Origin of the sequence: Diaphorobacter ruginosibacter (genome assembly GCF_014395975.1) — a bacterium.
GTDB classification, from domain to species: domain Bacteria; phylum Pseudomonadota; class Gammaproteobacteria; order Burkholderiales; family Burkholderiaceae_C; genus Diaphorobacter_A; species Diaphorobacter_A ruginosibacter.
On the sequence record NZ_CP060714.1, the window covers coordinates 4,576,336 to 4,597,505 of the forward strand.

Below are 21,170 nucleotides of genomic sequence, written 5' to 3' on the forward strand. Positions count from 1 at the left end.
CTGCCAACCCCATGCATCCGCGTTTTGACACCTTCATCTCCGCCATGACCCACCTGACCCGCGAGGCGCGCCACGATGAGCCCCGCTTGCTCAGGGAGGGGGCGCAACTGCTCGCGGAGCTGGTCCGCCACGACGACTGGCTGGACGACCGGCATGCGATGCCGCATCCCCAGTTCTATCAGCAATACCTGCTGCACCGCGCGCCCGATGACAGCTTCAGCGTGGTGAGCTTCGTGTGGGGTCCGGGGCAGAAGACCCCGATCCACGACCATACCGTGTGGGGCCTGATCGGCATGCTGCGCAACGCAGAGGTGTCGCAGGCTTTCGAGCGCGACGAGCGCACGGGCACGCTCACCAGCACCGAACAGGTACGGCTCGAGCCGGGCACCGTGGAGGCCGTGTCCCCCGCCATCGGCGACATCCACCAGGTGGTGAATGCGTTCGATGACCGCGTGTCCATCAGCATCCATGTGTACGGCGCCGACATCGGCAAGGTGCGCCGCCATGTGTTCGACCCGGCAACGGGTGCATCCAGGGAGTTCGTCTCGGGCTATGCCAACTGATCCGTAGAAGGCCATGCCGGGCGATGCCGCCGGCCGCCAGCCGCCATGCAACAAGGAGACAGTCGATGTGGAAGCGTGTTTTTTCCAGCGTTTTGTTCCTGACCCTGCCGGTGTTCGGCGCCGCGCCGGCGCATGCGGCCGATGACTACCCGAGCCGTCCCGTCAAGATGATCGTGCCGTATCCGGCCGGGGGCACGGCGGATCTCATGGCGCGCAACTTCTGCGAGTTCCTCGGCCGCGAACTGGGCCAGCCCATCGTGGTGGAGAACAAGCCCGGCGCGGCAGGCCAGTTGGGCACGTCGCTCACCGCCAAGGCGGTGCCCGATGGCTACACGCTGGGGCAGTCGAACGCGGGCACGTTCGAGGTGTCTCCACACCTGTACAAGACCTTGCCCTACAACCTGCAGTCCGACTTCGAGCAGATCGCCGTGATGGGCCGCATGGGGCTGGTGTTCGGCGTGCGGGCGGAGTCCCCGATCAGGACCGTGAAGGATCTGGTCGCGCAGGCGAAGAAGGACCCCGGCACGCTGTCGTACGCCACGCCCGGCGTGGGTTCGTCCAACCATCTCAATGGGGCCCTGCTGGCCACGACGGCCGGCTTCGAGTGGATGCACGTGCCCTTCAAGGGCGTGTCCGAGTTCCTGCCCGCCGTGCTGGGCGGACAGGTCACCGTGCTGATCGACCAGTACCCCTCGATGATGAAGCAGCTGGAGGGAGGCAAGATCCGCGGCATCGCGGTGAGCACGGCCGAGCGCATTCCGTCGTCGCCCGATGTCCCCACCTTCCGTGAAAGCGGCTATCCGGACATGGTTTCCTACAGCTGGTTTGGCTTGATGGTGCCCAAGGGTGTTCCCGCACCCGTCGTGGACAGGCTGACCGCTGCCAGCAGGAAGGTGCTCGACAACGCGGACTACCGCGCCAAGGTGGTGTCGATGGGTGCAGAGCCCGGCGACGCGATGCGCGGCGACATGCAGAAGCTCATCGCCGCCAACAGCAAGGTGTGGAGGAAAGTCATCGAGGACAACCATATCGTGGTGGACAAGTAGGTTCCTGCCACCCTTTACGCGTCCGCGGCAGGCCAGGCCGCTGCGGCCCTTTCATCGACTCAACGCATGGCGGCACCGCCCTTGCAGGTCCGCCCGATCGCATCACCATGGATTCAACAATGGCACAGGACAACGACAACGGACACAACAGCAGCAATACCAGCAGCCTTGGCAGCACCGCCAACAACGGCGCGGACGTGCTGGTGGATACCCTTCTGGCGAACGGCGTGGACGTCTGTTTCGCCAACCCCGGAACGTCCGAGATGCACTTCGTCGCGGCGCTCGACCGCAAGCCGCAGATGCGCTGCATCCTCGGCCTGTTCGAAGGTGTGGTGACCGGCGCGGCCGACGGCTACGCGCGCATGGCGGACAAGCCCGCGTGCACGCTGCTGCACACCGGCCCGGGCCTTGCCAATGCGCTGGCCAACATGCACAACGCGAGGCGCGCGAACACGCCGATGGTGAACATCGTGGGTGACCACGCGAGCTATCACCTGCACCACGATGCCCCGCTCACCAGCGACATCGAATCGCTCGCACGTCCGATGTCCCGATGGGTGGGCCGCGCACGCCATGCGAACGAGGTGGCGCGGCAGGCAGCCGAGGCCATCCACCAGTCGACCACGCTGGGCGGCGGCGTGAGCACGCTGATCCTGCCGGCAGATGCCGCATGGTCCGAGACGTCGACATCGCCCGTGCATGCGCCCGCACCCGAGGCGCTGGAGCTCGACGCCAGCGCCTTGCGCGCGAGCGTCCGTGCCCTTCGGGACCGTGGCGACGGCAAGACCTTGCTCATGCTGTCGGGCCGCGCGTTGCGCGAAGACGCGCTGCTGATCGCGCAGGCCATTGCCGAGCGGACCGGCGCCCACCTGATCGCGCAGCAATCCAACGCACGCGCGCAGCGCGGCCGTGGCCGTGTTTCCATCGAGCGTGTTCCGTACAACGTGGACGCCGCCGTCAAGCTGCTCGCACCGTACCAGCGCGCGATCCTGATCGGCGCGAAGGCGCCGGTGGCGTTCTTCGCCTACCCGGGCAAGCCGGGGTCCATGCTGCCGGCGGATTGCGAGATCACCACGCTCTGCCCGCCGGGCGGCGACCCGCTGGAGGCCCTCGAGCAACTGGCGGAGGCCGTGGGGGCGGCACGCAGGCCGGAATCGCTGCTTGCGCTGCCGAGCATGGCCGCGGCCGACAAGCTCGGCTGGAGCAGCGCAACGCCCATCAACGCCCTGACCTTCGCGCAGGCCATGGCCGAGCTGATTCCGGACAACGCCATCGTCTGCGACGAGTCCGTCAGCTCGGGTCGCGATTTCTTCCGCTACACCATGCAGGCCGCGCCGCACGACTACCTGCAGATCACGGGCGGTGCGATCGGCAACGGCATTCCGCTGGCGACCGGCGCGGCGGTGGCCTGCCCCGATCGCAAGGTGGTGCTGATGCAGGCCGACGGCAGCGGGATGTACACGCTGCAGGGCCTGTGGACGCAGGCGCGCGAGCAGCTTGACGTGCTCAACATCATCATCGCGAACCGCAGCTACGCGATCCTGCGGGGAGAGTTCAAGAGCGTGGGAGCGGGCGAGCCCGGCAGGAACGCGAGCCGGATGCTCGACCTGGACAACCCCGCCATCGATTGGCTCGCCATCGCCAGGGGCTGCGGCATGGAGGCGGTGCGCGTGTCCCACATCGCCGCGCTGGGCGATGCGGTGCGCGCGGCGCTCGGGCGCAAGGGGCCGTTCCTCATCGAGGCCGTGTTGTAGAGGCCCCTCGGTACGCCACCGTCAGAAGTGCCGCTTCATCAATTGCTTGATGATCCCGTTGACGGCCTTCACCAGGCGGTTGTTTGGCCGCGCGGACGGCGTGGCCAGCACGATGCGGTTGCGGATCACGGGCTGGACGACCTGCGCCACGTGCACGGGTTCCGCTGCGGGCCAGGTCTTCACGGCACTGGCAGGCACCAGCGAGCAGCCGACGTTGCGCGCCACCAGCGAGAGCACCATCTTGATGGTGTCCACCTCGGCCACGATGCGCAGCGGCAGTTGCTGGTCTTCCACGGCCTCGTCGAAGATCACGCGCAAGGCCTGGGGGCGGCTGGGCAGCACCAGCGGATAGTCCACCAGCTGTGACACCTTCACCCTCTCGGGCAGGGGGCGCGTGCTGATCAGCACCAGTGGCTCGCGCACGAGGGGCTCGACCAGCATCTGCGCCGTATGCGTGGGATCGAACAGCACGGCCACGTCCAGCCGGTCCGAAACCAGCCATTCGCGCAGCCGGATGCTGAGGCTCTCCTCCACGATGATCGATGCGTCGGGGCAGGCGAGCAGGAACTGCTGCACCAGGTCGGGCGTGATCAGGCTCGCCACCAGCGGTGGCAGGCCCACGCGGATCTTGCCGCGCGGGCTGCTCAGGCGTTCGGCCATGTCGGCCTTGGCGTTCTCCACGGCCGTGTTGATGGCGCGCGCATGCGCCAGCATGGCCTTTCCCGATTCCGTGAGCCGCACGCCCCGGCCATGGCGCTCAAGCAGCGGCTGCCCGACCTCGGCCTCCAGCAGCTGCACCTGGCGGCTCAGCGTGGGCTGGCTCAGGTTCAGTGCCGCTGCGGCCTTGCTGTAGCTCTGTGCATTGGCCACGGCCATGAAATATTGCAGGCGCACCAAATCCATATGCAGTAACTCTATATCTGATATCGAGATTCTATAGATCTCCAGGACGCAGGCGATTCCACAATGCGCCTCATCCGAATTGCATGCATCGCAACCCCAGCCGAACGATGACCACCGCAGCCACAGACCTCCAGACCCCCGTGCAGACCTACATGCAGGCCCCGTCGAGGCCGCGCTTCGCGCTGCCCGAGAACACCTGCGACACGCATGTCCACGTGTTCGGCCCGGTGAGCGAGTTTCCGTACGCCCCGGTGCGCGGCTTCACACCGGCGGATGCGGGCAAGGACAGGCTCTTTGCGCTGCACCGCCACCTGGGCGTCACGCGCTGCGTGATCGTGCAGTCGGCCTGCCATGGGCACGACAACACAGTGGTGGAAGACGCCATTGCCGCGGGCGCGGGCAACTACCTGGGCGTGGCGCTGGTGCCCGTGGAAGTGGGGCGTGCCGAGCTGGCGCGCCTTGCCGCTGCAGGGTTTCGGGCCGTGCGCTTCAACTTCATGAAGCACCTGGGCACCGGCACGCCGGTGGAGGAGGTGGTGGCGCTCACGCCCGTGCTCGCGGACCTGGGCATGCACCTGCAGATCCATTTCGAGAGTGCGCTGGTGCATACGCTCGGGCTGGTGCTCCGGCAGTCCGCCTGCGAGGTGGTCATCGACCACATGGGTCGCGTCGATGCGCGCGAAGGCGTGGAGGGCCGGGATTTCCAGGGCCTGCTGCGGCTGGTGGAGGACCCGCGCTTCTACGTGAAGGTCAGCGGCATCGACCGCATCGATGCCGCGCCACCCTACACGCAGGGCGTGGCACTGGCACGCGCGCTGGTGAGCCACGTCCCCGACCGCGTGCTGTGGGGTACGGACTGGCCGCACCCCAATCACACACACATTCCGGATGACGGCGCGCTGGTGGATGCGCTCGCCGGGTTCACGTCCGATCCCCGGCACCTCCAGGCGCTGCTGGTGGACAACCCGGCGCGGCTCTACCGCTTCTGATATCACCCTCCTGCCTCGTTCCCCCGATTCCACGAAAGGTCGCCGCCATGGCTGTATTCGATGAAAACACCCCGGTCAACCGCCAGGGCCGCCTGGGCGGCAGGGTGGCCTACGTCACGGGCGCGGGCTCGGTGGGCGCCGGCTGGGGCAATGGCCGCGCCACGGCGATCCGCTTTGCGCAGGAGGGCGCAGCGGTGTTCGGCGTCGATATCGACCCCGCCAAGCTCGCGGAAACCGGGGACATCATCCGCAGCGCGGGTGGCACGTTCATGGCAGGGCATTGCAACGTGATGGAGCATGCCTCGATCCGCGATTCCATCCGGGCGTGCCATGCCGCCATGGGGCGCATCGACATCCTCGTGAACAACGTGGGCGGCTCCGCCAAGGGCGGCCCGGTGGAGATGGAGGAGAGCGTGTGGGATGCGCAGGTGGACTACAACCTCAAGAGCGTGTTCCTCACCTGCAAGCACGTGCTGCCGTTCATGGAGGCGCAGGGCGCGGGCAGCATCGTCAACATTTCCTCGACATCGGGTATGCGCTGGACGGGTGCGGCGCAGATCGCCTACGCATCGACCAAGGCCGGTGTGATCCAGTTCTCGCGGGTGCTGGCCGTCGAATACGCGCCGAAGAATATCCGCGTCAACACGGTCGTGCCGGGCCAGTTGCACACGCCCATGGTCGAGACGCGCCTGGCCGGCCAGCGCGCCGGAGGCGACGTTGCCGCGCTGCTGGCCCAGCGGCAGGCGCGCATCCCGCTGCCGTTCATGGGCGACGGCCGGGATACCGCCAATGCGGCGCTCTTCCTCGCCAGTGACGAATCGCGGTTCGTCACGGGAGCCGAAATCGTGGTGGACGGCGGCATGACCGTGCGCTGCGGCTGACAGGGACCGATCCACACAGGAGACAAACCATCATGAATCGCAACACCACCACGTTCCAACCCGCCCGGCGCGCGCTGGGCCGGACGCTGACCTCGGCCATCCTGGGGGCCGCGCTGCTCGCCCCGGGCGGGGCGTTTGCCCAGGCGGACCTCACCCGCATCCTGGTGGCCTTCCCGCCAGGCGGGCCCGTGGACTTCATCGCGCGCACCCTGTCGCAGCAGCTCTCCAGGGAGCTCGGCCACAACGTCATCGTGGAAAACAAGCCCGGTGCGAACGGTGCGATCGCCGCCGATACCGTGATCCGCGCCACGCCCGACGGCAAGACCCTGTGGCTGACCAGCGTGGGCGCGGTCTCGATCAATCCCGGCCTGTATCCCAAGCTCGGCTACAAGCCGGCGACCGACCTGGCGCCGGTGTCGCTGGTCGTCAACAACGTGGAGATGCTGGTGGTCAACCCGCAGGCCAGCTACAAGAGCCCGGTGGATTTCGTCAATGCCGCCAGGCTCAGCAAGAACAAGCCGCTGACCATGGCATCGTCCGGCACCGGCAGCGTGCCGCATCTCGCGGCGATGCTGCTCAACGAATCCGCGGGAACCAACCTGCTGCACGTTCCCTACAAGGGGGCAGCGCCGGCCATCTCGGACGTCATGGCGGGGCATGTGGACGGCTTCTTCGGCGATATTCCAGGGCTGGTCGGCGGCATCGACGGCGGCAAGCTCAAGCCCCTCGGCATTGCCGCATCCAGGCGCAATGCGCGCTATCCCAACGTGCCCACGTTCGAGGAGCTGGGCATCAAGGGCGTGGACTCGAACAACTGGTACGCGGTGTTCGCGCCCAAGGGCACATCGGCGGAGATCACGGCAAAGCTGAGCCGGGCCATTCACGATGCACTCAACACCCCCGAGGTGAAGGCCAAGATCGAGGCCTCGGGCGCCGAAGTCGTCGGCTCCACGCCGCAGGAGCTCAGCAGGCAGATGGCAGCGGACACAGCCAAATGGGCCGCGGTCATCCGCCGCAACAACATCACACCTGATTGAATTGAATGACAAGGGAACTCCGATGAGAATCCAACCCATTGTTCCGGGCACGCGCAGCGAACTGGTCGGGATAGAGCAGCAGATCCTGGCGGAACGCGGCCGCATCTCCCCGCTGTACCAGGTGCTGCTGCACAGCCCGGCCATCGCCAGGGGCTGGGAGCAGATGCTGTCGGCGGTGCGCAACTACAGCAGCATCGATGCGGGCATCCGGGAACTCGTGATCCTGCGTGTCGCGATGCTCAACAGCGCCGCCTATGAATTCGAGGCCCATGTGCCCCATGCACTCAAGGCCGGCGTGTCGCAGGAGGCCATCGATGCCACGCGACATCTGGGCACGGCGCAGAGCGCACACTGGAACGCCGCGCAGCAACTGGCCATCGAGGCGACCGATGCGCTGACGCGCGGTGCCGATGTGCCGGAACCCCTGTTTGCCCGTGTGGCGGCACAGTTCAGCGAACAGGAGCAGGTGGAATTCTTCGCCACGGTGGGGGCATACAACATGGTGTCGCGCTTCCTCAACGCGTTCCAGATCGGGCATTGAAGATGGCAGAGATGGTTTTGAACGACGCATCGCCGGCCACGGTGCACGCCCTGCTGCTGCAAGTGCCGTTCACATCGGCGGAATCGGCGCTGGAAGAGGCACGCCATGCGGAGTCGACGCTGCGCGATGCGGGCTTCGCACAGGCTCCCCGACTGCTGCGCGTGGCCCATCAATCGCCGGCGGGCAGCTATGTGTACTTCGTCTTCGATGAGGCCGTCGTGCTGGATGCCGCGGCCGTGCGGGAAGCGGAGCGCAGGCTGCGGCAAGGCGGCGATTCCCTGGCACGGTGCCGGCTTTCCCGACTGCAGCTCGTGCTGCACCGCGACGGCCCATCGATCGCCTCGCATGCCCCCGTCCACTACGTCGTCGAGATGGACCCGGAGGAGGGTTGGCGGGAAGAGCTGTTCCGCTGGTACAACGAGGAGCACCTCCCGGGCCTTGCCTCCGTGGAGGGCACCGTGCGTGCCGACCGCTACCTCAACCTGGACCACGGTCCGCTGTCGCTCGCCTGCTATGACCTGGTCGGCGAAGCCGTCATGGGCTGCCCCGACTGGCTCGCGGTGCGTGGCACCGACTGGAGCTCCCGGGTGCGGCCGCATTTCACGAACACGAAGCGGACGATGTTCGCGAAATTGAAATAGCGCTGGCTCCACCGGGCCGCACCAGCACCTCGTAGCAGCCTGCGTCGCCAGCCGAGCGCATCACGTCGATGCGCACCGGCAGGAACTGCTCGATCACCTCGAAGTTCGTGCGCGCATGCTGCGTGAGCGGGCTGCAGGTGTAGCGCGCAGCGCGGCCTGTGCGGTGCACGGCGAGTGCCAGGGGCAGGGCCCATTGGTCGCCCAGGTAAGGGCCCACGGCGGACTCGGCGGCGAGGTACTTGCGCACCTCGCCCGCGAGCGAGCGGGCGACCTGCTCGGAGCTCACGCCACGCTCGCCCAGGCGCGTGAACACCTCGCAGACGTTGGCGTATTCCAGGATGGCCATGAGCGCGTTGCCGGGGCCTTCGTCCTGGCGCGTGTCGCCGTGCCGCATCTGCGTCTCGTCCCAATGGAGCTGCTGGCGCAGCTCTTCCAGCTCACGCCGCGCGATGGAGCGAGGGATGGCGGCGCACAGGCATTCCGCATAGCTGGCGCGCCGCTCGCCACGGTCCACCAGGTCAAAGGGCGAGAGCGTATCGGCGGCGGGGCTGATCTCGGCCTCGATCACGCCTCCACCAGCGGGGTAGAAGCCATGCCGCTTGAGCCTGAGTTGCACGGGCGCGCCCAGGCGGCGCATCAGCGGCGCATAGCTCAGGTCGAGAAAATGGAAGGGCGGCGCCATCGGGTTGTGGGTACCTCCCTTGATCACGACGCGGCTCACGCCGTCGCCGAACAGCAGTGCCGGCCAGATGGTCTGCAGCACCAGCGTGCTGCTGCCCGCCGAGCCGATGACGAATTCGTAGTCGCCGGAGCGCAGCGCGCCTGGCGTGAACGCCAGACGCTGCGAGTTGAGCTCGGCGCCTTCAGCCTGTGCGCCCGAGATCTCCGATGCTGCGTTCACGCAGGTCAGGTGCTGGCGCATGAGGCCCGGCTTTGCGCGCCTGGCGCGAATGTTGTTCAGGACGAAAGGCCGGCCGGTAACGATGGAGAGCGCCAGCGATGTCCGCAGGATCTGTCCACCGCCCTCGCCGGTGGAGCCGTCTATGTGGATGAGGTCCATGGTCTTGTCCTCTCTTTCTTTTGTATATGCTTGTTCATCGGCCTGCAGGGGCAGGCCGTTCTGAGACCATCTCCGCTTCAACCCTTCACGCAGACCACCTGCTTCAGGGTATGGACCACTTCCACCAGGTCCTGCTGTGCGGCCATCACCGCGTCGATGTCCTTGTAGGCCATGGGGATCTCGTCGATCACGTCCGCGTCCTTCCGGCATTCCACGCCCTCGGTGGCCTTGATCTGGTCGGCCACGGTGAACAGCTTCTTCGCCTTGGTCCGGCTCATCACCCGGCCCGCGCCGTGGCTGCAGCTCTCGAAGCTCTCAGGGTTTCCAAGGCCGCGAACGATGTAGCTTCGTGCGCCCATGCTTCCGGGGATGATTCCCATCTCGCCGCGCTTGGCGCTCACCGCGCCTTTTCGGGTCACGAACACGTCCTCACCGAAGTGGTGTTCCTTCTGCACATAGTTGTGGTGGCAATTCACCGCTTCCACATGCGACTCGAACGGCTTGGCGATCACCTTGCGCACGGCGGCGATCAGGTTGGTCATCATCACTTCGCGGTTCTTCATCGCGAACTTCTGTGCCCAGGACACACCACGTACGTAGTCTCCGAAGTACTGCGCGCCTTCCTCGAAATACGCCAGATCCTTATCGGGCAGGTTGCGCATGTTGCGCTCCGCGTCCTTCTTGGCCAGCTCGATGAAATGGTTGCCGATGGCATTACCCACCCCACGCGAACCCGAGTGCAGCATGAACCACACGAAGTCGTTCTGGTCCAGGCAGACTTCCACGAAGTGGTTTCCGGAACCCAGCGTTCCCAGATGCTTGTGGTTGTTGGTGTTCTTCAGGCGTGGATGCAGTTCCGCCAACTGGTTGAATTCATCCACCAGGCCAGCCCACGCCTGGTCCACCGCTTCGGGCGGTGTATCCCAGGCACCGGGGTCGCGCCCGCGATGCTTCGGTGCAAAGCCATGGGGAATCGCACGTTCGATCGCGGAGCGCAGCCGCGCGAGGTTATCGGGCAGATCGGTGGCGCGCAGCGTGGTCTTGGCGGCCATCATTCCGCATCCGATATCCACACCCACGGCCGCCGGAATGATCGCCTTGATCGTGGGAATCACCGAGCCGATGGTGGCGCCAACTCCCAGGTGCACGTCGGGCATCGCCGCGATGTGCTTGAACACGATGGGCAGGCGCGACGTGTTGACCAGCTGGTTGCGCGCCTCGTCTTCCACCGGCACACCCTTGGTCCACATCTTGATGGGGACACCGTTGGGCACTTGTGCCACGTTGTAGTTCAGTTCTTTATCGTCAGACATTTTCTGTTCTCTTTCTTCGTTCGACTGTGTCGGGATGAATGCCCCGCCGCGACAAGGAGGGGTGAAATATTCGTGCTCTACCGGGCTGAGCTACGGTCTCTCGACCGGCGGGATTCGAACCCGCGACCACGAGCATCCAAAGCTGTAATTCCACCTGCATTCGCAGCAAGGCATTCAAAACTGTCTTTCTCGGTCTTCTTATCCTGGCCGGTACGCCCATGTGTCGCATCCGGCAGTTTTTCTTGTTGAGGTGAATGGCCGCCAGGCATCGACAAGGGACGGTGAAACATGTGCTTTCCGGTGCTCTGCCAGGCTGAGCCAACGCCGCCCTCTGCTGAAGGTGGTGTGCGGGATTCGAACCCGCGACCTCCGGATTAATGTAGTTCCACCAGCATTCGACGCCTGGCTTCCAAAACTCGGCAATATGCAATGAAGCTCACGCGACAAGGGGTAGCAAGACATCGCCATGTCCGGTTGCCCGGCTGAGGAGTCGAACCTCGGCATCCAATGTAGTCCTGCAAGCATTCGCATTTGCTTCAAACTCGTTTCCAACCTTCTTTCCGATCGTTGTTCCAAGGAGGGGGCTGGGACACCCGCCGCCGGCGACAAGAAGTGGATGAGACGTTACAGATTTGGATGTAGTCCCATCGGCATTCGCCGGCAGCAAGTGTTCACTCAACCCCTCATTGCGCGGTGAGCACGACCTTCTCGATCTCGCCCACCCAGTGGGCGGCACCCAGCTTGCCTTGGGCGAAGCTGGCCACCACATCGAACACCGCGTCGCTGAAGCCACCCACATTCAGGATGTCGGCGCGCTCCATCGCCTGCGTCGTTCCATAGGGCTGGATGTCGATGCACACCAGCTTCGCACGGGGGTTGCGTTGCTTGATGCGTTCCCACTCCAGCATCGTCGCCGTGGCGCCGCGGCGGTTTCCGTCCACCCAGGACTCGTTGTCCGAGACCATGATGACCAGGTCCACCTTGGCCTTTTCGTCGGCCAGCAGCTTCAGGGGCGCGCTGCAGTTGGTTCCGCCTCCACCGATCTTCGCGAGCTTCTGTGCATTGGTCATCACGGAATCCCGGCCGTTCAGCTTGAGCTTCACCACCGCCTGCTCGAATGGCAGCACACGTGCATCGCCGTTCTTGCGCAGCACCGCAGCCGCCATCAGGCCTGCCACGTCGATGCAGCGCACCTTGGACGAGGCCGATCCACGATACCCGGTGACGATGGTGCTCATCGAGCCCGACACGTCGGGGCACACCACCACGTTGCCTTCGAAGCGCGGCACGTTGGAGAGCGCGATTTCCATCGCGTCCTGCAAGGCGTTGCGCACGGCGGCAGGTATCTGGTCGTCCGTGGCCATGTAGGCCGCCAGCAGCTGGTAGGGCATCACCCGGGCCCTGGCGATGGCGTTCGCATCACGCAGCTTGCGCGCGATCACGTCCGTCATTCCGGGCAGCCTGAACACCTCGTTGCGGGCGAAGGTGTTCAGATTCTGGCGAACCATCTGCCACGATCCCTTCCTGGCGATCTCCGCCCATTGCTTGTTGTACAAGGCCAGGGCCGTCAGCATCTGGAAGGGCACGTCGGGCACGTCGAGCGAAACCACGCCCTTGGCGTTATCGCGCTTGAAGCGTTCGAACGCCTGCGTGATGGGCGGCAGATCGGCCTCGTTGAAGGGCTTTCCGATCAGCCATGCGAACCACGCGGCACGCCAGGCCTCGGCAGGCTTGGGGTGAACCATCTTCACCACGTCGGCGAGCGAAGGCGTGTTACCTACCGCGGCGTTCAGCAATTGCTTCTCGGATGCCGTCAGCAACCAGTTCTGCACCAGCTTCTTGGGACGCGTTCCCAGCGACTTGCGGCCCATGGCGCCGCTTCGCACCACCTGCACGAAGTTGCGCAGCATCTTGCCGTTGTCGATCACGCGGCCGAACACCTGCGCAAGCAGCTCGGTGTTCCACACGGCGAGCGCGGCGGCCAGCGTGGCAGGCATGTCCTTCATGTAGCCGCGTTCGCGGGCATAGACGGCAGTCTTGGCGGTGAACTCGTTATCCACCGTCAACACCAGGTTGGCGAGCTGGTCCAGCTGATCCTCAGCGCTGGCGTAGAAAGTCTGGCCCAGGCAACCGGTGACCGCGATCTGCGCAAGCTGATGGCGCGGCTCGAACGCATATGCGCCGGAACCTGCGTTGTTCAGCGTGTTGGCCGGGGCCAGTGTTGCGCTGTTGCGGGTAGAGAAGAGTTGCGTGTTGACCATGATGACTTTCCTTTCGTCCTTGCTTTCCTTGTTTCTCGGATCTGTTGTTCAACTTGTGTTGTGCCTTCTTTATTGCAACGGGTGTGCCAACTTTCTCCTCATGGCGCTTGGTTTGTATAACTTATTGATTTCATTTGATAAATTTCTTTATTCGGAAGATTGCCTAAAAAAATTGCAACTTCGTTTGTGAATAAAACTAGAATTAAAGATAGTGAATTAGAAAATTGGATATGGCCAAGAAAACCGTCGCGATAGGCTTCATCGGAACGCAGCTCGACTCCGGCCTGGGTGCGGGCCGCTGGTCGAAGTGGCGGCCCACGGTGTCGCTGGTGCAGCACGAGGACACGCAGATCGATCGCCTCGACCTGCTCTACTCGGTGCGCTACCGGTCGCTGGCCGATACGCTGGTGAAGGACATCGCCAACGTGTCTCCCGAGACCGAGGTGCGCCTGATCCCGCTGGAGGTCAACGACCCCTGGGACTTCGGCGAGATGTACGCGGCCATCTACGACTGGGTGCGCGGCTATGCGTTCGACCCCGAGAACGAGCAGTACTGGGTGCATATCACCACCGGCACGCACGTGGCCCAGATCTGCATGTTCCTGATGGTGGAATCGCGCCAGATTCCGGGTGTGCTGCTGCAGACCTCGCCGCCGCGCAAGCAGGTGGAGGGTGCCGCCGGCGAGTTCACGCTGATCGACCTGGATCTCTCGCGCTACGACGTGCTCGCGCAGCGCTTCCACCAGGCCAAGGAAGAGGCGATCGAGTTCCTGAAAAGCGGCATTGCCACGCGCAATGCGCGGTTCAACCGGTTGATCGAGGAGATCGAGCGCGTGGCGGTGCGTTCGCGGGCGCCTGTCCTGTTCACCGGGCCGACGGGCGCGGGCAAGTCGCACCTGGCGCGCCGCATGTTCGAGCTGAAGAAGTCGCGCCACCAGATCGAAGGTGATTTCGTCGAGGTGAACTGCGCCACGCTGCGCGGCGACGGTGCGGCCTCCACGCTGTTCGGCCACAAGAAGGGGGCTTTCACGGGCGCGGCGGCGGACCGCGCGGGCCTATTGCGCGCGGCGCACCACGGCGTGCTGTTCCTTGATGAAATCGGCGAACTGGGGCTCGACGAGCAGGCCATGCTGCTCAAGGCGGTGGAGGAAAAGCGTTTCTTCCCGATGGGCAGCGACAAGGAGGTGACGAGCGACTTTCAGCTCGTGGCGGGCACCAACCGCGACCTGCGCGTGGATGTGGCCGAGGGCCGCTTCCGGGAAGATCTTTTCGCGCGCATCAACCTGTGGTCCTACACCCTGCCGGGCTTGGCGCAGCGGCCCGAGGACATCGAGCCCAACATGGACCACATGCTGGCGCGCTCATCGGCGGAGACCGGCCATGCCGTGCGCTTCAATGCCGAGGCGCGTGCGGCCTACCTCCAGTTCGCGCGATCGGGCGAGGCGCCGTGGAGCGGCAATTTCCGCGATCTGGCGGCCAGCGTCACGCGGTTGGCCACGCTGGCCGAGGGCGGGCGCATTTCCGTCGACCAGGTGGCGGCCGAGACCAGCCGCCTGCGCTGGCTGTGGCAGCACGCACAGGGCGGCGCGCCAGATGCGCGCGCGCCTGCCGATGCGGGGCTGGATGAACTGCTCGCGCCCGGAGTGCTGGCAGGGCTCGACTGCTTCGACCGGCTGCAGCTCCAGTCGGTCATCCAGGTCTGCCGCCAGTCCCGCACGTTGTCGGAAGCGGGGCGCCGGCTGTTCGACAAGTCGCGCGAGCAGCGTGCCGTCGTCAACGATGCTGATCGCTTGCGCAAATATCTGGGCAAGTTCGACCTGCGTTGGGACGATGTGGTGCGGGAGCCTGCCTAGTTGACATTGTTGACAAGTTCGGTGCCCGCAGCGGCTTGTTCAACAAACTCATCAACAGAAAACCCCCATTTATGCACAGTTCATCAACATGCATGTCGTGGTACGAATTCCTTTGAATTCAATGGTTTGCAGCAACAAAATGGCAGCCTTCGGAGTGGGCGGAGTGGGTCACTTCGCCGACCAGTGAACTGTGAATAACTTTGTGGGAAGAGACTGACAGAAACACCTGATCCTGCGGGCGCTGCGGTGTACCGGAACGACGCTCTTTTGCCTGGATTCCCGAGACCATTTGTGGAAAAGGCTTGTGATAACCATGTGCATAACCTCTGCATGGCTTGAGGATTTCTACGTCTTACAGGCGCTTCGCGGCGCGGTGGGGCGGGCGCAACGCATGGGGTTTGCGAGTCCCCAAGGCGGATTCGGCCGCTGGTAAAGTGCAGGCGAACGGTGGCTGCCACACTGCTGACATATGTCACGGATCGATGATCGATCACCATCGGCGTATTCAAGCGCCGCAGTGGGCACCCACACAATCGGCGTCGCCTGAACCGGGGCGAGCAGTTGTTTTTGCAAATTCAAGGAGTGGTTCACTATGAAGATCCGTCTGTTGGCTGCGGCCACCATCGCCAGCCTGACCATGGTTTGCGGCATGGCCCATGCCGATCAACTTTCCGACATCAAGAAAAAGGGCGAACTGGTAGTGGGTGTGCTGGGCACGGATGAGCCGCTGAGCTTCATCGACCCCAAGACGCGCGAACTGGTGGGCTACGACGTGGACATGGGCCGTGCCGTGGCGCAGAAGCTGGGCGTGAAGCCGGTCTTCAAGCAGATCACGCTGGCGGCGCGCATCCCCGAGCTGCAGCAGGGCCGCATCGATTTGCTGGCCGCATCGCTCACGCACAACAAGGAGCGCGAGGGCCAGATCGACTTCTCGCTGACCACCTTCATCACCGGCCAGAAGGTGATGGTCAAGGCGAACAACCCGATCAAGGACGTGCCCGAACTCGCCGGCAAGCGCGTGGCGACCGCCAAGGGCAGCTCGATGGAAGTGAACATCAAGAAGGCCGTGCCGACCGCCAACGTGATCTCGTTCGACACCTCGCCGCAGGCGCTGGTCGCCATGCAGCAGGGCAAGGCCGTGGCCTTCGTGAACGACGAGATGAGCCTGGTGCGCGCGATGGTGGAACTGGGCGACAAGCGCACCGAGTACAAGATCCTGCCCGCCAACATCAGCGTCGAGCCGCTGGCGCTTGGCATCAGGAAGGGCGAGGCCGAGTTCAAGAAGGTCGTGGACGAGACGCTGCGCGAGCTTGAGTCGAGCGGCAAGGCCGAGAACCTGTACGAGCACTGGTTCGGCCAGAAGAGCAGCCTGAAGATGGGCAAGCGCAGTTTCAAGATCGACAGCGACAAGATCGACGAGTGAGGATGGCGCCTGCAGGCCGCCGCAAGCCCCCGCCGATGGCGGTCGACGGCTGCGGCACCTGCGGCCCATCGTGTTTTGTTTTGATGTGACGCGCCACCGGCGGGGCCGGCGCGCGGCAACGGCGCAGATATGACGACCTTCGATCCGCAGATGCTCATCTCGGGCCAGTACCACGACATGCTGGTGGCGGGCCTCAAGATGTCGCTGCAGTACCTTTTCTACGGCTTCTGGATAGCGCTGCCCCTCGGTCTGGTGATCGCGCTGTGCAGGCTCTCGCCCTACAAGCCGCTGCGGGCCTTCGGCACCGGCTATGTGGAAGTGGTGCGCAGCATTCCGCTGCTCGCGCAGATGCTGTTCTGGTATTTCGGCGTGCCCGAGATGCTGCCCCAGGGCGTCAAGGAGGCGCTCTACGAGGGCCCGGTCGAGTCGATCTGCGCCGTGGTCGCGCTGGGCGTGTACACGGCGGCCTACATGGCGGAGGACATCCGCAGCGGCATCCGCGCGGTTCCGTCCGTGCAGATGGAGGCGGCGCGCTCGCTCGGGCTCTCGTACATGCGCGCGATGCGCCTTGTGATCCTGCCGCAGGCCTTCCGCCTCACCGTGCCGCCGCTGATCTCGCAGACGCTCAACCTCTGGAAGGGCACCTCGATCGCCACGGTGATCGGCGCGGCCGAGATGATGTATCAGGCCGGCCAGGTCGAGAGCCAGTCGTTCCGCAGCTTCGAGGCCTTCGCGTTCGTCAGCGTGGCCTACCTCGGGGTGTCGCTCATCATCACCGGCATCGCCAACTGGTTCCAGCACCGCTGGCCCGTGCGCACCATGTGACGCGCGCGCCAACGCCAACGGAGAACACGAACCCATGCTGGAACTCATCCAACAATACTGGCTGTACTTCCTGGTCGGCCAATACCCCAAGGGCCCGCTCGGCGGGCTGGCGCTCACGCTGATCCTGGCGGTGATGGGCCTGATCCTGTCGATGCCGCTCGGCCTCGCTTTCGGCCTGATGCGCGTGTCGCCCTACCGCTGGCTGCGCCTGCCGGTGACGGCGTTCGTCTACGTGGTGCGCGGCATGCCGCTGCTGATGGTGGTGTTCTGGGCCTATTTCTTCCTGCCCAGCGTGACGGGCGTGAAGACCGACCAGTTCTGGACCATGCTGATCGCGCTGGTGGTGTTCGATGCGGCCTACCTCGCGGAGATCGTGCGCGCCGGCATCAACGGCCTGCCCCGGGGGCAGATGGAGTGCGCGCGCTCGCTGGGCCTGTCCTACATGAAGGCGATGCGCACCGTGATCCTGCCGCAGGCGCTGCGCAATTCGCTGCCCTCGCTGGTGAACCAGTTCATCTCCACGATCAAGGAGACGTCGCTGGGCTACATCATCGGCCTGGCCGAGGTCACCTTCATCGCCACGCAGATCAACTCGCTGGTCTTCACCAAGCCGGCGGAAGTCTTCGGCATTTTGGGCCTGACCTACTTCGTGCTGTGCTTCGGCCTGTCGCGGGTGGCCCAGTGGATCGAGAAACGGCTGGAGCGAAAAGGCCTCGGCAATCGCATCGCCCCCAAGGTTGCAGCATGATTGAATTGAAGAACGTGAACAAGTGGTATGGCGAATACCACGCGCTGGTCGATGTAAACGAAACCATCGGGACCGGCGAGGTGGTCGTGGTCTGCGGCCCCTCGGGCTCGGGCAAGTCCACGCTGATCCGCACCATCAACCGGCTGGAGGAGATCCAGGGCGGCAACATCGTCCTCGACGGCCAGGACATCCACGATCCCAGGCTCGACGTGAACGTGCTGCGCGCGGGCATCGGCTTCGTGTTCCAGCAGTTCAACCTGTTTCCCCACCTGACGGTGCTGGAGAACTGCACGCTTGCGGCGATCCAGCTCGGCAAGCTGTCGGCGGCCGAGGCCCGGGAGCGCGCCATGTCGCTGCTTGAGCGCGTGGGCCTTGCGCACAAGGCGGCGGCCATTCCCAGCCAGCTCTCCGGAGGGCAGCAGCAGCGCGTGGCGATCGCGCGCGCGCTCACGCTGAAGCCGCCGCTCATGCTGCTCGATGAGCCCACCAGCGCGCTCGATCCGGAAATGGTGGGCGAGGTGCTTCTCGTGATGCGCGACCTGGCACGCGACGGCATGACCATGGTCTGCGTGACCCACGAAATGGGTTTTGCCCGCGAGGTGGCCGATCGCGTGATCTTCATGGACCAGGGCGCGGTGCTGGAGCGTGCCACGCCCCAGGATTTCTTCAATCGTCCGCAGCACCCACGCACGCAGAAGTTCCTGTCGGACATCCGCTCGCCGTTCGAGAAGACGTCATAGCGCGGAATGCCAGGGCGCGCTCCGGTCGCGCGCCAGGGCAGTACCCGAGCAAAGGCGCATCGTCGCCGAACCTGAGACAATTGCGCCCCGATTCGCTCCGTTCGGCACTCCCCCCTCCCTATCCGTCGGCAGGCATGCGCTTGCCGGCGATGACGTGCGCGCCTCGTCGGTACGTCCGTGGTGCGTCCTATTTGCACGCCTGGATGGGAGGAGCGCGCCCGTGGCGCCGTCGCTCACAGCCAGTCCAAGGACCCCATTGCATGAACAATAACAACAGCACCGCCCTGCCGCAGGGCACCCACGCCGACGCGCCTGCCCGAGGCGCAGTCACAGAGGTCGACGCCTATAGCTGGAAGGCCCTGCTCGGCTCGGCCGTCGGCTACGCGATGGATGGCTTCGACCTGCTGATCCTGGGCTTCATGCTCCAGGCCATCTCGGCGGACCTGCACCTCACCCCCGGCCAGGCCGGCTCGCTGGTCACCTGGACCCTGGTGGGCGCGGTGTTCGGCGGCATTGTGTTCGGCGCCCTGAGCGACCGCTACGGCCGCATCCGCGTGCTGACCTGGACCATCATGCTGTTCGCGGTCTTCACCGGCCTGTGCGCCTTCGCGCAGGGCTACTGGGACCTGCTGGCCTACCGCACCATCGCGGGCATCGGCCTGGGCGGCGAGTTCGGCATCGGCATGGCGCTGGCCGCCGAGGCCTGGCCCGCACGCCACCGCGCGCGCGTGTCGTCCTATGTGGGACTGGGCTGGCAGGTGGGCGTGCTCGCCGCGGCGCTGCTCACGCCGCTGCTGCTGCCGCAGATCGGCTGGCGCGGCATGTTCCTCGTGGGTGTGATCCCCGCCGTCGTCGCATGGGTGATCCGCAACCGCCTGCACGAGCCCGAAGTCTTCGTTCGCAAGGCCAGCGCTGCGCGCGGCGGGGCGGGCAGGGCCAATGCATTCCGCCTGCTGGTGAAGGACAAGGCCACGGCCAAGATCAGCGCCGGCATCGTCGTGCTGTGTTCGGTGCAGAACTTCGGCTACTACGGCATCATGATCTGGATGCCCAGCTTCCTCTCCAAGCAGCTCGGCTTCAACCTCACCAAGTCGTCGCTGTGGACGGCGGTCACCATCCTCGGGATGATGGCCGGTATCTACATCTTCGGCCATCTCGCCGACCGCATCGGCCGCAAGCCCAGCTTCCTGCTGTTCCAGGCTGGATCGGTGGTGATGGTGCTGCTCTACGCCAATCTCACCGACCCCACCCAGATGCTCTGGGCCGGCGCCGTGCTGGGCCTGTTCGTGAACGGCATGCTCGGCGGCTATGGCGCGCTGATGTCGGAGGCCTATCCCACCGAGGCACGGGCCACCGCGCAGAACGTGCTTTTCAACATCGGCCGGGGCATCGGCGGCTTCGGCCCGGTGGTGGTGGGCGCACTGGTGACCGCCTATTCCTTCCAGGTGGCCGTGGCGGCACTGGCCGCGATCTACGTGCTGGACATGGTGGCCACGGCGTTCCTGGTGCCCGAGCTCAAGGGCAAGGAGCTGGATTAACCGGAGAACCGGGCGCGAACAAGCAAGCCGGCAGCCTGTGGATAAGCCTGTTGGGAAGCTTGGGGCGAGTTGTTGGCTGACTGTGGGGCAGGTGTGGGGAAATTGCGAGGGACTGGCCGCATTGCGCCTTCCCGCCCTCTCTCACGCGAACCGCTGAACCACAAACTCCTTGAGGCGCTCGGCCGCCCGTGACAGCGGGTGGTGGCGGTGCCAGATCACGTTCAGGTGGGTGCGCAGGCGGGTGTCCGCAAGCGGCTTGAGCGCGGGCAGCCCTTGCAGGCCCAGGGTGGAAAAGCGCTCCGGCGTGAACGCGATGCCCAGGCCCTTCTGGGCCATCAGCAGCATGGGCAGCGTTTCCACGCCGGTGTAGATCACCTCGGGCGAGAAACCAGCCTCGTGGCAGCTGCGCATCAGCATGTCGGTGATGCCGGTACCGAGCAGCGAGTTGTGCAGCATGAAGCGCTCGTTGCGCAGGTCCTCGATGTGGATCGGCTGGTCGCTGGCGTGCAGCGGATGGTCGGGGGGCAGGGCGACGCGCAGGGGCTCGTCCATCACCACGCGGTTCTCGAATTCGGGTGCGATGTACTGGCTGCGACAGATGATCAGGTCCAGGTTGCGCTCGCGCAGGCGCTGCAGCATGTAGCCGGTTTCGCCCTCGTGGACGTGGGCGGTCACGTTCAACTGCTGCTCGGCGATGTGCTGCATCACGCTGGGCATGATGAACAGGCTGGCCGCCGTGGCGCAGCCGATGCGCACGGTGCCGCGCGCGCCGTGCTCGGCCTCGCGCAGCTCGCGGCGCATCGCCTGCAGGCTGGCCTGCAGCGCCTTGGCGCGCAGGTAGAACAGTTCGCCAACGGCGGTGGGCGCCAGGCGGTGGCCGCTGCGGTCGAACAGGGTCACGCCCAGTTCGTCCTCCAGCTTGCGCAGCAGGATGCTGAGCGGTGGCTGCGTCATGTGCAGGCGCGCGGCGGCTGCGGAGACGCTGCCTTGCTCATACACGGCGATGAAGCATTTCAGGCGATGCTCGTCCATATAGTTTCTGTATAAAACCTAG

At 65.2% G+C, this 21,170-nt stretch carries 19 protein-coding genes; 14 read left to right on the plus strand and 5 right to left on the minus strand.

Features of this window, described 5'->3' with window-relative positions:
• The first annotated feature begins 11 nt into the window (after positions 1–11).
• The 3 genes from H9K76_RS20680 to H9K76_RS20690 all read left to right on the plus strand — a co-directional run bounded on the left by H9K76_RS20680 (position 12) and on the right by H9K76_RS20690 (position 3,363).
• Positions 12–563 (plus strand): cysteine dioxygenase family protein, encoded by a 552-nt coding sequence (locus H9K76_RS20680; protein WP_187597148.1) that lies wholly within the window; start codon positions 12–14, stop codon positions 561–563.
• Positions 564–628: 65 nt separating this feature from the next.
• Positions 629–1,609, plus strand: coding sequence for a Bug family tripartite tricarboxylate transporter substrate binding protein (locus tag H9K76_RS20685; protein ID WP_187597149.1), 981 nt, complete (start codon positions 629–631; stop codon positions 1,607–1,609).
• Positions 1,610–1,716: 107 nt separating this feature from the next.
• On the plus strand, positions 1,717–3,363 hold the full coding sequence (locus tag H9K76_RS20690) for an acetolactate synthase large subunit (RefSeq protein WP_246475180.1): 1,647 nt from the start codon (positions 1,717–1,719) through the stop codon (positions 3,361–3,363).
• A 21-nt stretch (positions 3,364–3,384) separates the two neighbouring features.
• Here H9K76_RS20690 and H9K76_RS20695 read toward each other — a convergent pair whose 3' ends face one another.
• Positions 3,385–4,266, minus strand: coding sequence for a LysR family transcriptional regulator (locus H9K76_RS20695; RefSeq protein WP_187597150.1), 882 nt, complete (start codon positions 4,264–4,266; stop codon positions 3,385–3,387).
• Positions 4,267–4,373: 107 nt separating this feature from the next.
• Here H9K76_RS20695 and H9K76_RS20700 point away from each other — a divergent pair, with 107 nt between their 5' ends.
• From H9K76_RS20700 to H9K76_RS20720, 5 genes are read left to right on the plus strand one after another with little or no spacing between them, the layout of a single operon-like run.
• Positions 4,374–5,255 (plus strand): amidohydrolase family protein, encoded by an 882-nt coding sequence (locus H9K76_RS20700; protein ID WP_187597151.1) that lies wholly within the window; start codon positions 4,374–4,376, stop codon positions 5,253–5,255.
• A gap of 47 nt (positions 5,256–5,302) precedes the next feature.
• Positions 5,303–6,136, plus strand: a complete 834-nt coding sequence (locus H9K76_RS20705) for an SDR family NAD(P)-dependent oxidoreductase (RefSeq protein WP_187597152.1) — start codon at positions 5,303–5,305, stop codon at positions 6,134–6,136.
• Positions 6,137–6,168: 32 nt separating this feature from the next.
• Positions 6,169–7,173, plus strand: a complete 1,005-nt coding sequence (locus H9K76_RS20710; protein WP_187597153.1) for a Bug family tripartite tricarboxylate transporter substrate binding protein — start codon at positions 6,169–6,171, stop codon at positions 7,171–7,173.
• A 22-nt stretch (positions 7,174–7,195) separates the two neighbouring features.
• On the plus strand, positions 7,196–7,714 hold the full coding sequence (locus H9K76_RS20715; RefSeq protein WP_187597154.1) for a carboxymuconolactone decarboxylase family protein: 519 nt from the start codon (positions 7,196–7,198) through the stop codon (positions 7,712–7,714).
• Between the two features lie 11 nt (positions 7,715–7,725).
• Positions 7,726–8,355 (plus strand): hypothetical protein, encoded by a 630-nt coding sequence (locus H9K76_RS20720; RefSeq protein ID WP_187597155.1) that lies wholly within the window; start codon positions 7,726–7,728, stop codon positions 8,353–8,355.
• On the opposite strand, the gene rtcA is transcribed toward H9K76_RS20720, so the two are convergent.
• The 3 genes from rtcA to H9K76_RS20735 all read right to left on the minus strand — a co-directional run bounded on the left by rtcA (position 8,315) and on the right by H9K76_RS20735 (position 12,989).
• Positions 8,315–9,415: an RNA 3'-terminal phosphate cyclase gene (gene rtcA / locus H9K76_RS20725; protein ID WP_187597156.1), complete on the minus strand. Its 1,101-nt coding sequence runs from the start codon at positions 9,413–9,415 to the stop codon at positions 8,315–8,317. The two genes, H9K76_RS20720 and rtcA, sit on opposite strands and share 41 nt — an antisense overlap.
• 77 nt (positions 9,416–9,492) lie before the next feature.
• The gene (locus H9K76_RS20730; RefSeq protein WP_187597157.1) at positions 9,493–10,728 is read right to left on the minus strand and encodes an RtcB family protein; all 1,236 of its coding nucleotides are present in this window, start codon (positions 10,726–10,728) and stop codon (positions 9,493–9,495) included.
• A gap of 683 nt (positions 10,729–11,411) precedes the next feature.
• Complete coding sequence (locus H9K76_RS20735; protein WP_187597158.1) at positions 11,412–12,989, minus strand: vWA domain-containing protein; 1,578 nt, start codon at positions 12,987–12,989, stop codon at positions 11,412–11,414.
• Positions 12,990–13,219: 230 nt separating this feature from the next.
• Between H9K76_RS20735 and rtcR the strand changes: the two genes are divergently transcribed.
• The 6 genes from rtcR to H9K76_RS20765 all read left to right on the plus strand — a co-directional run bounded on the left by rtcR (position 13,220) and on the right by H9K76_RS20765 (position 20,116).
• Positions 13,220–14,842 carry an RNA repair transcriptional activator RtcR gene (gene rtcR / locus H9K76_RS20740; protein ID WP_187597159.1) on the plus strand — a complete coding sequence of 541 codons (1,623 nt, stop codon included), beginning with the start codon at positions 13,220–13,222 and terminating at the stop codon, positions 14,840–14,842.
• 592 nt (positions 14,843–15,434) lie between these two features.
• Positions 15,435–16,265 carry an ABC transporter substrate-binding protein gene (locus H9K76_RS20745; RefSeq protein WP_187597160.1) on the plus strand — a complete coding sequence of 277 codons (831 nt, stop codon included), beginning with the start codon at positions 15,435–15,437 and terminating at the stop codon, positions 16,263–16,265.
• A 129-nt stretch (positions 16,266–16,394) separates the two neighbouring features.
• Positions 16,395–17,090 carry an amino acid ABC transporter permease gene (locus H9K76_RS20750; RefSeq protein ID WP_187597161.1) on the plus strand — a complete coding sequence of 232 codons (696 nt, stop codon included), beginning with the start codon at positions 16,395–16,397 and terminating at the stop codon, positions 17,088–17,090.
• Positions 17,091–17,124: 34 nt separating this feature from the next.
• Positions 17,125–17,838 (plus strand): amino acid ABC transporter permease, encoded by a 714-nt coding sequence (locus H9K76_RS20755; protein WP_187597162.1) that lies wholly within the window; start codon positions 17,125–17,127, stop codon positions 17,836–17,838.
• Complete coding sequence (locus H9K76_RS20760; RefSeq protein WP_187597163.1) at positions 17,835–18,578, plus strand: amino acid ABC transporter ATP-binding protein; 744 nt, start codon at positions 17,835–17,837, stop codon at positions 18,576–18,578. Before H9K76_RS20755 ends, H9K76_RS20760 begins: the two co-directional genes overlap by 4 nt.
• A gap of 260 nt (positions 18,579–18,838) precedes the next feature.
• On the plus strand, positions 18,839–20,116 hold the full coding sequence (locus tag H9K76_RS20765) for an MFS transporter (protein ID WP_187597164.1): 1,278 nt from the start codon (positions 18,839–18,841) through the stop codon (positions 20,114–20,116).
• A 141-nt stretch (positions 20,117–20,257) separates the two neighbouring features.
• Here H9K76_RS20765 and H9K76_RS20770 read toward each other — a convergent pair whose 3' ends face one another.
• Positions 20,258–21,148 carry a LysR family transcriptional regulator gene (locus tag H9K76_RS20770; protein WP_187597165.1) on the minus strand — a complete coding sequence of 297 codons (891 nt, stop codon included), beginning with the start codon at positions 21,146–21,148 and terminating at the stop codon, positions 20,258–20,260.
• Positions 21,149–21,170 lie beyond the last annotated feature (22 nt).